General features: G+C 73.7%; 9 protein-coding genes. 4 read left to right on the forward strand and 5 right to left on the reverse strand.

Annotated elements, in window-relative coordinates:
- The first annotated feature begins 28 nt into the window (after nucleotides 1-28).
- Entirely contained in the window at nucleotides 29-1,285 is a 1,257-nt protein-coding gene (locus NF338_RS05345; protein WP_264029848.1) for a hypothetical protein, read from the forward strand.
- A gap of 52 nt (nucleotides 1,286-1,337) precedes the next feature.
- Here NF338_RS05345 and glgP read toward each other — a convergent pair whose 3' ends face one another.
- Nucleotides 1,338-3,935: an alpha-glucan family phosphorylase gene (gene glgP, locus NF338_RS05350; protein ID WP_264029849.1), complete on the reverse strand. Its 2,598-nt coding sequence runs from the start codon at nucleotides 3,933-3,935 to the stop codon at nucleotides 1,338-1,340.
- A gap of 171 nt (nucleotides 3,936-4,106) precedes the next feature.
- On the opposite strand from glgP, the gene NF338_RS05355 reads away from it, so the two are divergent.
- From NF338_RS05355 to NF338_RS05365, 3 genes are all read left to right on the forward strand, one after another.
- On the forward strand, nucleotides 4,107-6,212 hold the full coding sequence (locus tag NF338_RS05355) for a maltotransferase domain-containing protein (protein ID WP_412846162.1): 2,106 nt from the start codon (nucleotides 4,107-4,109) through the stop codon (nucleotides 6,210-6,212).
- Nucleotides 6,209-8,002, forward strand: coding sequence for a maltose alpha-D-glucosyltransferase (treS, locus tag NF338_RS05360; protein WP_264029850.1), 1,794 nt, complete (start codon nucleotides 6,209-6,211; stop codon nucleotides 8,000-8,002). Before NF338_RS05355 ends, treS begins: the two co-directional genes overlap by 4 nt.
- 80 nt (nucleotides 8,003-8,082) lie before the next feature.
- Complete coding sequence (locus NF338_RS05365) at nucleotides 8,083-9,636, forward strand: aminoglycoside phosphotransferase (RefSeq protein ID WP_264029851.1); 1,554 nt, start codon at nucleotides 8,083-8,085, stop codon at nucleotides 9,634-9,636.
- 99 nt (nucleotides 9,637-9,735) lie between these two features.
- On the opposite strand, the gene NF338_RS05370 is transcribed toward NF338_RS05365, so the two are convergent.
- The 4 genes from NF338_RS05370 to NF338_RS05390 form a co-directional block, all read right to left on the reverse strand.
- On the reverse strand, nucleotides 9,736-11,082 hold the full coding sequence (locus NF338_RS05370) for a cellulase family glycosylhydrolase (protein ID WP_264029852.1): 1,347 nt from the start codon (nucleotides 11,080-11,082) through the stop codon (nucleotides 9,736-9,738).
- A 106-nt stretch (nucleotides 11,083-11,188) separates the two neighbouring features.
- The gene (locus NF338_RS05375; protein WP_264029853.1) at nucleotides 11,189-12,469 is read right to left on the reverse strand and encodes a cellulase family glycosylhydrolase; all 1,281 of its coding nucleotides are present in this window, start codon (nucleotides 12,467-12,469) and stop codon (nucleotides 11,189-11,191) included.
- A gap of 302 nt (nucleotides 12,470-12,771) precedes the next feature.
- A complete protein-coding gene (locus NF338_RS20965) occupies nucleotides 12,772-14,652 on the reverse strand; it encodes a PfkB family carbohydrate kinase (RefSeq protein ID WP_318782965.1) in 1,881 nt (626 codons plus the stop codon).
- Nucleotides 14,649-15,890 (reverse strand): AGE family epimerase/isomerase, encoded by a 1,242-nt coding sequence (locus NF338_RS05390; RefSeq protein ID WP_264029854.1) that lies wholly within the window; start codon nucleotides 15,888-15,890, stop codon nucleotides 14,649-14,651. The genes NF338_RS20965 and NF338_RS05390 overlap by 4 nt, the downstream gene beginning before the upstream one ends.
- Nucleotides 15,891-15,913: the final 23 nt, after the last annotated feature.

A 15,913-nucleotide genomic window follows, 5' to 3' on the forward strand; every position in this document is an offset into this window, starting at 1 on the left:
GGTGCCACGGCCGGTAGGGTCACCGAGCATGAGCGTGCACGACGACGCGTCCCGACCCGGACGACCTGCCCTCGCCCCGGGTACGGGACCGGTCGGGCATGGCGAACCGGCCGGGCCGGGCGTCGACCAGGAGCCCGGCACGGAGCCGGAGACCGGCCCGTCCGACGTCGCTGCGTGCGAACGTGTCTTCCGCCGCAACGGGCTCCCGCTCCTCGTCGAGGGTCACTCCGTGGACCGTGACGTCTTCGGCCGGTCGGCACCGTTCCTGCTCGTCGTGCTGCTCGCCGAGCTCACCGGCGCCCTCCGCTCCGGCTGGCCCGCCTGGGCGAACGCGCTCGCGCTCCTCGGCGGCGCCGCGATCGTCGCCGGCGCCTACGCAGGTCTCAACGTGCTGCGCGGGCGCGCGTGGTCGACCCTCCCCCAGTCGGTCGGCGTGCCCGAGCTCGCGTTCTTCGTGCTCGTCCCGGCGCTCCTGCCGCTCGTGTTCGGCGGGCAGTGGGACGAGGCGCTGCTCACCGTCGTGGGGAACCTGGTGCTGCTCGGGGTGGTGCGCGTCGTCGTGGGGTACGGCGTGCTGTCGTCCCTGTGGTGGGGCCTCGCGCGCGTCACGGACGAGCTCGGCGCCGCCCTCCTGCGGCTCGTGCGGCTGCTCCCGCTGTTGCTGGTGTTCTCCCTCGTCCTCTTCTACAACGCCGAGGTCTGGCAGGTGTTCGACCGCACGCACGGCGTCGCGGACCTCGTGCTGGGCGCGTTCTTCGCGCTGCTCGTCGTGCTGTTCGTCGCGCTGCGCTCCCCGGGCGAGGCGCGCGAGGCCCTCGCCGAGACGGCTGCGCGGCTTCCCGGGCACGAGCGCGCGACGCGCTTCAGCCGCGGCCAGACGGCGAACCTCGCGACGATGATCGCGAGCAGCCAGCTCCTGCAGGTCCTCGTCGTGAGCCTCGGCATGGGCGTGTTCTTCATGGCGCTGGGGACACTCACCGTCACGCCGGAGGTCATGGCGCTGTGGGACGTCGACGGCGGCACCTGGCAGCGGACGCTCTCGCTCGCGGGCGGGGGTGGGGTCGGCGGGGCGGACCTCGTCGTGACGCAGACGCTCCTGCGCGTCTCCGTCGCCATCGCGACCTTCACCGGCCTCTACTACGCGATCTCCGTGCAGGTCGACGCGGTCTACCGCGAGGAGTTCGTCGACGGCATCGAGACCCAGCTCGCCGACGTCGTCCGCACCCGCACCCGCTACCTCACCCTCCTCGACACCCGCGAGGTAGAGCCTCCGGCCGCGACGTAGAACACCGGGTGTTCTACGTCGCGACCGGAGGCTCTACCTCGGCGGGGGTGCGTCAGGCGTTGGCGACGAGGCCGAGCTCGGCGACGCTGGGGAGGCCGGAGTGCGTCGGGACGACGCGCACCGTGTAGCCGAACGGACCGGACGCGTCGAGCACGACGTCGCCGGCGAACGCGTAGCGGCCGGCCTCGTACGTGTCGGCGAGCGCGAGCGGCTCGGCGGTGAACTCCTCGATGACGTCGGCCTCGCTGACGCGGCCGTGCACGACCTGCACCTGCACGTCCTCCGGGCGCAGGTCGCCCAGCGAGACGTACGCGCGCACGGTGAGCCGGTCGCCGACCTGCGGCACCTCGCCGATGCCGGACGAGTCGACGTGGTCGACGCGCACCCGCGACCACCCGGACCGCACGGACTCCTTCCAGTGCGCGAGCTCGCGCGCCGGGGCGAGGCCGTCGGCGGCCAGCGTCCGCCCGGCGGCGGCGGCGGGCGCGTACAGGCGCGTCACGTACTCGCCGACCATGCGCGTCGCCTGGACCTTGGGCCCGAGCGTCGCGAGCGTGTGGCGGACCATCTCGAGCCACCGGCCGGGCACGCCGTCCGTGTCACGGTCGTAGAAGCGCGGCGCGACCTGCTGCTCGACGAGGTCGTACAGCGCCGACGCCTCGAGGTCGTCGCGGCGGTCGGGGTCCTCGACGCCATCGGCGGTCGGGATGGCCCAGCCGTTCTCGCCGTCGAACCACTCGTCCCACCACCCGTCGAGGATGGACAGGTTGAGGCCGCCGTTGAGCGCCGACTTCATGCCCGACGTCCCGGACGCCTCCAGCGGGCGCAGCGGGTTGTTGAGCCAGACGTCGCAGCCCGGGTAGAGCGACTGCGCCATGGCGATGTCGTAGTTGGGCAGGAAGACGATGCGGTGGCGCACCTCGGGGTCGTCGGTGAAGCGGACGAGCTGCTGGATGAGGCGCTTGCCCTGGTCGTCCGCGGGGTGCGACTTGCCCGCCACGACGAGCTGCACGGGCCGCTCGGGGTGCAGGAGCAGCGCCTTGAGCCGCTCGGGGTCGCGCAGCATGAGCGTGAGCCGCTTGTAGGTGGGCACGCGGCGCGCGAAGCCGATCGTGAGCACGTCGGGCGAGAGCACGTCGTCGACCCAGCCCAGCTCGGCCGGGGTCGCACCGCGCTCGCGCCACGACTTGCGCACGCGGCGGCGGGCCTCGTCGACGAGGCGTCCGCGCATCTCGCGGCGGATCGCCCACAGGTCGCCGTCGCTCACGCCGCCGTCCCCGGCGCCGCGCAGCCAGCCCGACGACGCGTCGGCGGCGGTGAGCTCGTCGAGCCCGAGCCGCTCGGACTCGAGGGCCGCGAAAGCGGGGTCCACCCACGTGGGCGAGTGCACGCCGTTCGTCACGGACGTGATGGGGACCTCGCGCGCGTCGAACCCGGGCCACAGACCCTCGAACATGCCGCGCGACACCTCGCCGTGCAGCAGCGAGACGCCGTTCGCGCGGCCGCCCAGGCGCAGGCCCATGACGGCCATGTTGAAGACGGTGGGGTCCCCGCCGTCGTAGTCCTCGGCGCCGAGCGCGAGGACCCGCTCCACGGGCAGCCCGTCGACGGCCATGTCGCCGCCGAAGTACTGCGTGACGAGGTCGCGCCCGAACCGGTCGATGCCGGCCGGGACGGGCGTGTGCGTCGTGAAGACCGTCGCGGCGCGCACGGCCTCCAGTGCCTCGTCGAACGTGAGGCCCTGCTCGACGAGCTCGCGGATGCGCTCCACGCCGAGGAAGCCGGCGTGCCCCTCGTTGGTGTGGTAGACCTCCGGCGCCGGGGCGCCCGTGAGGCGCGACCACAGGCGCAGCGCGCGCACGCCGCCCACGCCCAGCAGCAGCTCCTGCTGGAGGCGGTGCTCCCCGCCGCCGCCGTAGAGGCGGTCGGTCACCTTGCGCGCGGCCTCGTCGTTGCCGGGCACGTTCGAGTCGAGCAGCAGCAGGGGCACGCGCCCGACGGCTGCGACCCACACGTGCGCGTGCAGCGTCCGACCGCCCGGGAGGGCGAGGGAGACGCGCGCGGGCGTGCCGTCGTCGTCGCGCAGCAGGGTCAGCGGGAGGCCGTCCGGGTCGAGCAGCGGGTAGGTCTCGACCTGCCAGCCGTCGCGCGTGAGGGACTGCTTGAAGTACCCGGCGCCGTACAGGAGCCCGACGCCGACGATCGGCACGCCGAGGTCGCTCGCGCTCTTGAGGTGGTCGCCCGCGAGGATGCCGAGGCCGCCGGAGTACTGCGGCAGCACGGACGTGATGCCGAACTCGGGCGAGAAGTAGGCGATCGCCGCCGGGAGCGCGCCGCCCTCCTCCTCCGCCGCCCGCTGCTGGTACCACAGCGCGTCGTCGAGGTAGTGGCGCAGGTCGGCCGCCGCCGCGCGCACGCGCTCGACGAACGCGCCGTCGGCCGCGAGCTCCGCGAGGCGCTCCGGGCCGAGCGCGCCCAGCAGCGCGACGGGGTCGCCGTGCACGGACGCCCACGCCTCGGGGTCGATGCCGGCGAACAGGTCGCGCGTCGGGGCGTGCCAGGACCAGCGCAGGTTGTGGGCCAGCTCGTCCAGGTCGCGCAGCTCGGCGGGCAGCAGGGTGCGGACGGTGAACCGTCGGATCGCTCTCACGGGGACGAGACTACGGGGGCTCGGGCCGCTGCACACCCTCGCGCCGTCACACGCACGTAACGCTTGCATGAAGTTTCACCCGGGTGCGCGCCGCCTGCGGGCACGGACGTGCGACGCGCCGACCCGCGCTCCCAGGTGCCCGCCCCCCGCGGGCCTCGATACGTTGTGCGTGTGACGTCGACCCCTCCGGCCCCCGCGCCGCACCGCGCCCCCGCGACCGCCCCCCGTCCTGCGCCGTCCGCCCCGATCGGCCGCATCCCCGTGCTGGACGTGTCCCCCGTCGTCGAGGGTGGCCGGTGGCCCGCGAAGGCCGTCGTCGGCGAGATGGTGCCGGTCGAGGCGACCGTCTTCCGCGAGGGGCACGACGCCGTCGCCGCGACCGCCGTCCTCGTCGCCCCCGGCGGGGCCGAGCGCACCGCGCGCATGGTGGACGTCGCGCCCGGCCTCGACCGGTTCCGCGCCACGCTGCACCCCGACGCTGTCGGCGACTGGTCGCTGCGCGTCGAGGCGTGGAGCGACCCGTACGGCACGTGGGCGCACGACGCGACCGTGAAGATCGCCGCGGGCGTCGACGTCGACCTCATGCTCGCCGAGGGCGTGCGCCTCTTCGAGCGCGTCGTGGCCGACGCCGTCCCCCTCCCGGGCGCGGACGGCACCCCGGGCACCCGCTCCCCGGAGGACGCGCGCACGCTCGCCGACGCGGCCGCCGCCCTCGCCGACGCGAGCCGCCCCGCCGAGGCCCGCCTCGCCGCCGCGACGTCGCCCGAGGTGCGCGACGTCCTCGACCGCGCTCCCCTGCGCGACCACGTGACGGCGTCGGCCACGTACGACCTGCGCGTGGAGCGCCCGCTGGCGCTCGCGGGCGCGTGGTACGAGATGTTCCCGCGCTCGGAGGGCGCGCGCCGGCTCAAGGACGGGCGCTGGCGCTCCGGGACGTTCACCGCGGCGGCCCGGCGACTGCCGGCGATCGCCGCGATGGGGTTCGACGTCGTCTACCTCACGCCCGTCCACCCCATCGGCACGACCCACCGCAAGGGCCGCAACAACTCCCTCACGGCGCTCCCGGGCGACCCGGGCAGCCCGTACGCGATCGGCTCGAAGGACGGCGGCCACGACGCGATCCACCCCGAGCTCGGGAGCGACCGCACGTTCCGCGCGTTCGTCAAGGAGGCACGGCGCAACGGGCTCGAGGTCGCGATCGACCTCGCGCTGCAGTGCTCGCCCGACCACCCGTGGGTGACCGAGCACCCCGAGTGGTTCACGACGCGTGCCGACGGCTCGATCGCGTACGCCGAGAACCCGCCCAAGAAGTACCAGGACATCTACCCGCTGAACTTCGACAACGACCCCGCGGGCATCTACGCCGAGGTCCTGCGCGTCGTCCGGGTGTGGATCGACCGGGGCGTCACGGCGTTCCGCGTCGACAACCCTCACACCAAGCCGCTCGACTTCTGGGAGTGGCTGCTCGCGGAGGTGCGTGCGACGAACCCCGAGGTGGTGTTCCTCTCGGAGGCGTTCACCAAGCCCGCGATGATGCACACGCTCGCGCGGATCGGGTTCCACCAGTCGTACACGTACTTCACGTGGCGCAACACCCGCGACGAGCTCGCCGAGTACCTCGAGGAGGTCTCGGGCGAGGCCGGGGCGTACATGCGGCCGAGCTTCTGGCCGACGACGCACGACATCCTCCCGCCGTACCTCCAGCACGGCGGGGTGGCCGGGTTCGCGGTGCGCGCGGTGCTCGCCGCGACCGGATCGCCGACCTGGGGGATCTACTCCGGGTACGAGCTCGTGGAGAACGTGCCCCGCCCGGGTGTCGAGGAGCAGATCGACAACGAGAAGTACGAGTACAAGCCGCGCGACTGGGCGCTCGCCGAGGAGATCGGGATCTCGACGCTGCTCGCGCGGCTCAACGAGGTCCGCCGCGACCACCCCGCCCTGCGCCAGCTCCGCAACCTCACCGTGCACCCGACGACGAACGACCAGGTGCTCGCGTTCTCGCGCCACCTGCCCGCCGAGCACTCGCCGACCGGCGAGGCGGACACGGTCGTCGTCGTGGTGAACCTCGACCCGCACTCCCCGCAGGAGTCGAACGTGCACCTCGACCTCGCGGCCCTCGGGCTGCCTCCGCTCGCCGACGGGCAGGACCCGTGGGCGCCGTCGTTCGTCGCGCACGACGAGCTGTCCGGCGAGAGCTACGGCTGGGGCCAGGACGTGTACGTGCGGCTCGAGCCGATGCGCCAGGTCGCGCACGTCGTGCACGTGAGGCCTGCATGACGTTCCCTCGCGACGCTGCCCCGGTCCCCGTGCGCGGTCCTGCTGCCGGCCCCGCCCCGGTGCCGCCCATCACCGCGCCGGTCCCCGTCGCGGCGCTCCCGCCGCGCCGCCAGCCGGCTGCGCCCGTCGACTCGCGTCCCGGCCTGTCGGACGACCCGGACTGGTACCGGACCGCGGTCTTCTACGAGGTGATCGTCCGCGCGTTCTCCGACTCGGACGGCAGCGGGACGGGCGACCTGCGGGGCCTCATCGACCGCCTCGACTACCTCCAGTGGCTCGGCATCGACGCGCTGTGGCTGCCGCCGTTCTACCCGTCGCCCCTGCGCGACGGCGGCTACGACGTCTCCGACTACACCGCGATCGCGCCGCAGTACGGCTCGACGTCCGACTTCGCGGAGCTCGTCAGCGAGGCGCACGCGCGCGGGATGCGCGTCGTCATCGACCTCGTCATGAACCACACGAGCGACCAGCACCCCTGGTTCCAGGCGTCGCGCGCCGACCCCGAGGGCCCGTACGGCGACTTCTACGTGTGGAGCGACGACGACACGCGCTACCAGGACGCGCGCATCATCTTCGTCGACACCGAGACGTCCAACTGGACCTTCGACCCGGTGCGGCGCCAGTTCTTCTGGCACCGCTTCTTCTCCCACCAGCCCGACCTCAACTTCGAGAACCCGCGCGTCGCCGACGCGATGCTCGACGTCGCGCGGTTCTGGCTGCAGATGGGGGTCGACGGGTTCCGCCTCGACGCGGTGCCCTACCTCTACGAGGCCGAGGGCACCAACTGCGAGAACCTGCCGCAGACGCACGAGTTCCTGCGGCGCGTGCGGCGCATGGTCGACGCGGAGTTCCCGGGGCGCATCCTGCTCGCCGAGGCGAACCAGTGGCCGCGCGAGGTCGTGGACTACTTCGGCACCACGGACGAGCCCGAGTGCCACATGTGCTTCCACTTCCCCGTGATGCCCCGCATCTACTACGCGATCCGGGACCAGCGCGCCAACCAGGTCCTGGAGATCCTCGCCGACACGCCCGACATCCCGCCCGGCGCGCAGTGGAGCACGTTCCTGCGCAACCACGACGAGCTCACCCTGGAGATGGTCTCGACCGAGGAGCGCGCGTCGATGTACGGCTGGTACGCGCCCGACCCGCGCATGCGCGCGAACGTGGGCATCCGGCGTCGGCTCGCTCCCCTGCTCGACAACTCGCGCAAGGAGGTCGAGCTCGCCCACGCGCTCCTGCTCTCCCTGCCCGGCAGCCCCTGCCTGTACTACGGCGACGAGATCGGCATGGGCGACAACATCTGGCTGCCCGACCGCGACTCGGTGCGCACGCCCATGCAGTGGACGCCCGACCGCAACGCCGGGTTCTCCACCGCCGACCCCGGCAAGGTGTACCTGCCGCTCGTCCAGTCGCTCGTACACCACTACGGCTACGTCAACGTCGAGGCGCAGCTCGAGCAGTCGACGTCGTTGCTGCACTGGGTGCACGGCATGCTCAAGGTCCGGCGCCGGCACAAGGCGTTCGGCACCGGCGACTTCGTCGCGCTCGACTGCGACAACGACTCGATCCTCGCGTTCCTGCGCCGCACGCCGACCGAGACGATCCTGTGCGTCGCGAACCTCTCCGCGACCGCGCGCTCGGCCGCGGTGCACCTGCCCGGCCACGCCGGGGCGACGCTCACCGACGTGTTCGGCGGCGCGCACTTCCCCGCCGTCGACGACGACGAGCGCGTCGTCATGACGTGGGGCTCGCGCGACTTCTACTGGCTCGTGGTGCGTGACCCCGCCTGAGCGCGGCCCCTCCCGGTCCTCGTGCGGCGGGCGCGACGGGCGCGTGATGGCATGAAGGCGACCTGACGGAGGAGGCACGAGTGACGGTACGGCGGACGGACCCGCCCTCGGCGGAGCTCATGGCGCTCCTGGACGCCTGGCTGCCCGCGCGGCGGTGGTACCCCGTGAAGGGGGTCGCCGTGCGGCACGTGCCGTGGCTGTCCTTCGCGCTCGACGTCCCGGCGTCCGCCGCGGCAGCCGGCCGGCCCGACGCCGCGTCGGCGGGCGTACGGGTCGAGCTCCACCTCCTGCGGCTCGTCGGGGACGGCGTCGACCTCGTCGTGCAGGTGCCCCTCGTGCTCGAACCCGCGGGCACGGCGGCCGGGGGCGTGGATCCCGGTGGTGCGGCGAGGCACGGGAGCACGACGTCGATCGGGATCCTCGGCGCGGACGACCCGGGTGGCCCGGGATGGGTCGTGCACGACGGCGCCGCGCACCCCACCTGCTGGGCGGCCCTCCTGGCCGAGGTCACGTGGGAGGAGCCGGGCTCGGCGCCCCGTGCCGCGGGGGCCGGCGACGTCGCGGCCCCCGACCGCGAGCTCGCCGGGGGCCGTGCGCTGAGCGTCGAGCAGTCCAACAGCTCGGTGCTGCTCCCGGGCGTCGCCGGCGGGAGCATGCTCAAGGTGCTGCGGGCCATCGCGATCGGGCCGAACCCCGACGTGACGATCCCGCGCGCGCTCGCGGCGCAGGGCTGGACGGGCGTGCCGCGCCCGCTCGCGTGGCTCGAGGTGACCTGGGACGCGGCGGACGACCCGGCCCGCGTCGGTCCGGGCACGGCCCACCGACCGGGCGACGCGGACGCACCGGCCGGGGCACCGCCGTCGGGCAGCACCCCGGACGAGGCTCCGCGCTCCGCGCACCTGGCGATCCTCAGCGAGTTCGTGGAGGGCGCGCGCGACGGGTTCGACCTCGCGTGCGCCTTCGCGGGCCAGGGGGCGTCGTTCGCCGACCTCGCGGCCGACCTGGGCCGCGTGCTCGCCGACCTGCACGCCGCGCTCCGGCGCGCGTTCGACGTCGGCTCGCCCGTCGACGCGCGCTGGCTCGTCGCGGACCTGCGACGACGTGCGGACGAGGCCGTCGCCTCGTCGCGCGCGCTCGCGCGGCGCGCGCACGACGTCACCGCCTTCTGGGACCGCACGTCCGCGCGCCTCGCGAACGTCACGCGCGTCCCCGACGCGCTCCCCCGGCTGCAGACGGTCCACGGCGACCTGCACCTCGGCCAGGTGCTGCACGCCCGCCGGTTCGGCTGGAAGGTGCTCGACTTCGAGGGCGAGCCCCTGCGCCCCGTCGCGGAACGCACGCGCCCGGACCTCGCGCTGCGCGACGTCGCCGGGATCGTGCGGTCGTTCGACTACGCGGCGGCCGTCGGGCGCGCGCGCGACGCCGCGTGGGCCGTCCAGGCGCGCACCGCGTTCCTCGACGCGTACGACCGTGCGGACACGGCCGGTGTCGACCGCGCGACGTCCGAGGCGCTCGTCCGGGCGCTCACGCTCGACAAGGCGCTCTACGAGGTCGTGTACGAGTCGCGCAACCGGCCGGACTGGGAACCCATCCCCCTCGCCGCGGTGGACCGCCTGCTCGCGGGGAACGCCTGACCCGTCCGCGAGGAGGGGCACGGCTCCGCGAGGTCGACGGCGGGTACGGCGAGGTGGAGGCGCAACCGTGACCACGCCCCCACCTCGCCGACCGGGGCCCTAGCCCGCCGAGCAGTCGACGACCGGTGCCAGCACCGGCGCGTCACCACGGGCGGAGAAGCCGTAGGTGATCGTCCCGCCGGCCGGGACGTTGGCGTTCCACGACTCGGCGGCGACGGTCGCGACGCCGCCGTGGACGGCGAGCGCCCCGTGCCAGGTCTGCACGAGCTCGCTGCCCGCGGGCACGCGCCACGAGGTGGACCACGTCGAGACGGGGTCGCCGCCGAACTCCACCCGGACCTGACCCTGGTAGCCACCCGGCCACCGGTACAGGACCTCCAGCTCGGCCGAGCATCCGTCCGTGCGGCTCGCGAAGACCGACGCCTCGTGCGACGTCTCGGCGATGCCGTCCGGGCCGGAGATCAGGCGCTCGCCCCAGGGGGATGGAGAGGCCGGGTCGAAGCCCTGGACGAGGTCCAGGTCCTCCACACCACCGCTGTTGCCGCTCCAGGACCACCCGAACCACCCGAGGCCGAGGCGCCGCGTCTCGGCGAGGATGGTGTCCTCGTCGACGTCGTTGCCGTAGTGCGCGGGGCCGAACTCGCCGACGATCAGGGGCACCCCCGCGTCGACGAAGTGCTCCAGGTAGTCCGTGACCACCGCACCGTCGCCGTACACCTCGTACATGTGGACGGAGAACACGACGTTCGCGTCGGGATCGGCGTCGAACACCTGCTGCGCCTGTGAGTACATCGTCCGCGACCAGTCCTGGCCCCAGTTCGGGGCGTCGACGACGATCGTGTGCTCGTACCCGATGTCGCGCAGACGCTGGATCGCGGCCGACGTCTGCGCCGCCCACTCGTCGGCGATCGGACCGTTGCCGATCGGCTCGTTCCCGATGTTGACGAGGATCCTGTCCTCCGTCCCGGCGAGCGTCGGGTACAGGTCCTCCCAGTAGTCGACCGCGCGGTCGAGCGACACCGCGGCGGGCGCGTACTCGTCGCCGTACCCCGTCGTGTCGTGCACCTCCAGCGCGCAGACGAGCCGGTTCACGTCGCACTCGCGGACGACCCGCGCGACGTCCTGCGGGTCGTTGCGCGTCCACTGGTCGCCGCTGGACAGGACGACGCGCACCGCGTTGGCGCCCGTGCCCTTGATGTCCTCGAAGGACTGGAACTCGTGGGTGTACCAGGTGTGGGCGTGGTTGATCCCGCGGAGGACGAGGTCGCTCCCGTCCGCCTCGACGAGCCGCCCGTCGACGACGTGCAGGCCGTCCGTGGTCGCCTCGTCCGCCGCCGCCGGAGAGGCGAGGGCGAGCGCCGCCGACCCGGCGAGGCCGAGCGCGGCGACGCACGTCGCGACGGACGTGGCACGGGTGCGCACCCGTCGTGTGCTGTTCTGGATCATCGAACTCCTTCGTCTTGCGCTCGCTCACGAGCGCACTCACCATCATTCGTCGGATGGATTGCTTTATGAACCGCTTCATGCGCGTGATCGCGCAGCGGAGGTCGGCTCAGCGGTCGGCAGAGGAGCCGCGCACGACGCACGAGGCGCTGTTCTCCCAGCCCCAGCCGTCCCCGTCCGGGTCCGACGACGCGCTCGCGCAGTACGGGTACCCGTTCGGCGCCGTGCTCCCACTCCCGGAGCCACCACCGGAACCCGTGTCCGCGGAGGAGCCGCGCACGACGCACGAGGCGCTGCTCTCCCAGCCCCAGCCGTCCCCGTCCGGGTCCGACGACGCGCTCGCGCAGTACGGGTACCCGTTCGGCGCCGTGCCCGTGCCACCGTCACCGCCGTCGTCGCCACCGCCGTCGCCCCCGTACACGGAGGCCACGGGCGCGTTGCGGGCCTTGAGCCCGTCGGCGCCGTTGACGAAGCGCTGGCCCCACGGGGTGAGCGAGCTCGCGGAGAACCCGTTCACCATGTCCAGGTACTCGACGCCGCTCCCGTTGCCGGACCACGACCAGCCGAGCATCCCGACCCCCTGGGACCGCGTGTAGCTCATGATCGTGGCCTCGTCCGGGTTACCGTCCGAGTGGTTGTCGCCGAACTCGCCGACCATGATCGGCAGCCCGCGGCTCGTGAAGGAGTCGAGGTACGCGCGCACCTCGGCCCCCGTGTCGAAGACGCCGTACATGTGGACCGAGAACACCACGTTGCCGTCCGCGGCCGCGACGGCCGGGGCGTTGTCCCGCATCGTGAAGGACCAGTCCTGCCCCCAGTTGGGGGCGTCGACCACGAGCGTGTGGCTGAGCCCTGCGCCGCGCAGGGTCTGGATCGCCGCGATCGTGTCGTTCGTCCAGCCCTGGTAACCGGAGTTGCCGAAGGGCTCGTTCCCGATGTTGATCATCACGAAACGCTCCTGGCCGCGCAGCGCCGAGGCGATGCTGGTCCAGTACTGCGCCGCGCTCGCGAGCGACCGCGCGCTGCCGTCCTCGCCGTACCCGGTCGTGTCGTGGTTCTCGAGGATGCACACGAGCTGGTTCTGCTTGCACCGCTCGACGACGGCGCTCACGTCGGAGGCCGAGCTCGTCCCGTACCGTCCGCCCGACAGCACCACGCGCACCGTGTTCGCGCCCGCCGCGCGGATGTCGGCGAAGGACTGTGTCTGGGACGGGTACCAGGCGTGCGCGTGGTTGACGCCGACCGGCACGAACTGGTTGCCGTTCGCGTCGTAGATCTTCCCGCCCTGGACGGAGAACCCGTCGCCCGCAGCGGTCGCACCCTGCGCGAGCGCCGGCACGGTCAGCAGGGCGAGCATCGCGCCCAGCGCGATGGCCAACAGTCGTCTCATCGATCTTCCTCCCGATCCGGGCGTCGTCGCCCGGCCCTCGGTGGACGTCCTCGTCAGGCTCGACGTCGAGCCCTCACCGGGCCCGACTCGGCCCCGTGACACCGTCCAGCGCTTAAGCGCTTCACGTCGAAGGTAGTGCATTCCCGAGGAGAATTCCAGGGTGTTCTCGACGCGATCGGGACGTCGTCCGCGGGGCGGCCCGACGGGAACGGCGCCGGCTGGCCCGGGACGCCCCTCGTGGACGGCCCGGACCGCTCCGGTATCGCACGCGTCCGACCGTCGCGCGCGGAGGTGGGCGACGCTCAGCCGCGTGCGCGCAGCTCCTCGTTGGCGCGACGGACGACCTCCGCGCCCGGCTTGCCGTACATGCAATAGTCGTCGTTCGCCGCGGCCTCGGACTCCGCGTACAGCGGAGACGGCCAGTCCCAGAGGAAGTACCCGGAGACCCAGGGCCGACGCGCGCAGGCGGCGAACATCTCGGCGAGCCAGTCGGCCTGCGCCGTGCCCGACGGCGAGCCCACGAGGTTCCAGTCGTTCGGGCGCGCCGGGGAGCCCTCACGGCTCGGGCAGCCCGCCTCCAGGAAGACGAACGGCTTGTCCTCGCGCGCGACGACGGCCTCGATCCGGTCGAGGTGCTGCTCCCACGTCCCGGCCGGGTAGTAGCCCGAGCTCCCGATCACGTCGACCGCGTCCCACCAGGTGACGCGGTCCTCCTGGTACTTGTCGCAGTTGTACGTCACCAGGCCGTCGTAGACCTCGCGCACGGCCGCGACGAGGGCGCGCCACTGCGCGTCGCGCCCGTCGGCCCGCACCATCTCGCACCCGACGCAGAACATCTCCGCCCCCTCCTCGGCGGCGATGCGCGCGTGGTGCACGACGAACTCCGTGTACGACGCGAACCACTCGTCCCACGAGGGCTCGCCCGGGACGTCCTCGTCGAAGAAGCCGATGAACGCTCGCCACGTCCCGTCCGCGGAGTCGACCACCGGCTTGAGGCACACCTTCCAGCCTCGCGCCTTCGCCGCGCGTATCGCGGCGCGCACCTCGTCGTCGGTCACCGTCGGCTCGTCGCCGTAACGGACCACGGTCGACTGCGGCGTGTCCTGCTTCGCGGAGAACGTCACGGCCACCCAGTCCACGCCGAGGCCCTGGAGCGCGTCCATGGAACGTTCGGCGCCCGGACCGGTCCAGGTCCCGCGCACGCCCGTCCACCCCCAGGTCATGCCCGTCACGGGCGCCCCGGCGAACGGCTCAGGCCGTACCGGCCCCTCGGCGGCGCGGAGCTCGGCCCGCGTCGGCGGGTTCGCCCCCGCGCGGGACACCGTGACCGACGCGGCGACCGACGCGGACCGTGCCGCCGTCCGTACCGCCGCGTCCGACAGTCGCCGCAGGAGTTCCGCGCCTCCCGGGCCGCGCACCCCGCGCGCCGCGAGCGCGTCGAGCAGCGCCCCCGTGAACGTGTCACCTGCGCCGACCGTGTCGACGACGTCGACCGCACGTCCCCCGACCTCGACGAGACGGCCGTCGTGGCGGACGAGCGTCGCGCCGTCACCCCCGCGCGTCACGACGACGAGCGCCGCGCCCCACGCCGACCAGCGGCGTGCGACGTCGAGCGGGTCGGTTCCCGGGGCGAACCACGCGAGGTCCTCGTCGCTCACCTTGACCACGTCCGCGAGCGCGACGATCTCCTCGACGCGCGCCCGGACCGCCGCAGGGTCGTCGACGAGAGCGGGACGCACGTTGGGGTCGTACGAGACGACCGCGGAGGGGCGCGCCCGCCGCACGACGTCCCGGACCACGTCGGCGCCCGGGGACAGCACCGCCGCGACGGAGCCGACGTGGACGACCTCCGCGTCGCCGAGGTCCACCTGCCCGAGCTCCCACGCGAGGTCGAAGGCGTACGTCGCCTGCCCCTGGGCGTCCAGGGACACCGTCGCAGCCGACGTCCGGCCCGTCGAGGGGACGTGCGCGTCCACCTCCACGTCGCTCGCCGCGAGCCAATCGCGGACCAGGGCGCCGCGCTCGTCCGGCGCGAGCGCCGTGGCGAGGGACACCTCGCGACCGAGCCGACCGAGCGTGAGCGCGACGTTCGCGGGGCTCCCGCCGGGCAGGTCCCGGGCGGCTCCCGGACCGTCGGGGACGACGTCGACGAGAGCCTCGCCGACCACGAGGAAGCGCGTCACGAGGCCACCTGCCCGTCGTGGACGGCGCGCGCGACCGACGGGCCGAGCGGGAGCCGCGGCAGGAGCGTCGCCTGGACCGCGTGGTAGAGATCGGGCTTGCCGGGCCACGTGGTCCCCGCGGGTCTGTTCGACGGGTCGAGCTCGTGGTGCCACGATCCCCCGTCGTGGTCGACCACGAAGGTCACCGCGTAGTCCCACCAGGCCGCATACAGGTCCGCGTAGCGGGCGTCGCCCGTCCGTCGGTGCAGGGCGTCGGCAGCGGCGATCGCCTCGGCGACGACCCAGTGCATGCGCTCGCGCACGACGGGCGCACCGGACCAGTCGGTCGTGTAGACGAACCCGTCCGCGCCGTCCACGGCCCAGCCGTCGGCCACGGCGCGGTCGAACAGCGCGGTCGCCGTCGGGCGCAGGTCGGACGGCGCGAGCGTGCCCAGCGCGCCCTCCAGGTGCAGGAGCAGGCGCGCCCACTCGAGCCCGTGCCCGACGGTCGCCCCGTAGGGCTTGAACGGGTCGGCGGGCCGGTCGGCGTTGAGCTCCAGGTCCGGCGTCCACGTGGCGTCGAAGTGCTCGGGCAGCCGGCCGTCGTGGTCCTCGGCGAGCCGCACGACGAGCCCGGCCACGCGCGCGGCGCGGTCGCGCCACGCGACGTCCCCGGTGGCGTCGGCGACGGCGAGCATCGCCTCGACCGCGTGCATGTTCGCGTTCAGCCCGCGGTACGGGTCCAGGCCCTCGAACGCGACGTCCCAGGTGTCGACGACGAGGCCGGCCGCGTCGTCCCAGAAGCGGGCGAGGAAGACGGCGCACGCGTCGTCGAGCAGCTCACGCGCACCCGGCAGCCCGGCGAGCGTCGCGCTCGACGCGGCGAGCAGGACGAAGGCGTGGTCGTAGGCGGACTTGCCCGCGGCCCGGTCCGGGCGGCCCTGCGCGTCGAGGGCGTGGAACCACCCGCCGTGCTCAGCGTCGTGCAGCGGTCCCAGCAGGCCGTCGAGGGCCCCGCGCGCGACCGGCTCGCACCCGGGCACGCCCAGCATCGCACCGAGCGCGTAGACGTGGACGGTCCGGCACGTGATCCACGTCTGGACACCCGCCTCCGGGTCGGGGGTCCCGGTCTCGTCGAGGTAGGCCGCCCCTCCCCCCTGCGCGACGACATGACGCCCGAACCCGAGCAGCGACCGCGTGTGCGCGTCGAGCCAGGCGACGTGCGTCTCGCGCTCGGTCCAGGCGAGCTCGTCGCTCACCCCGCCGCGTGGCCGGGGGTCGA

Source organism: Cellulosimicrobium sp. SH8 (genome assembly GCF_025818875.1).
GTDB classification, from domain to species: domain Bacteria; phylum Actinomycetota; class Actinomycetes; order Actinomycetales; family Cellulomonadaceae; genus Cellulosimicrobium; species Cellulosimicrobium cellulans_D.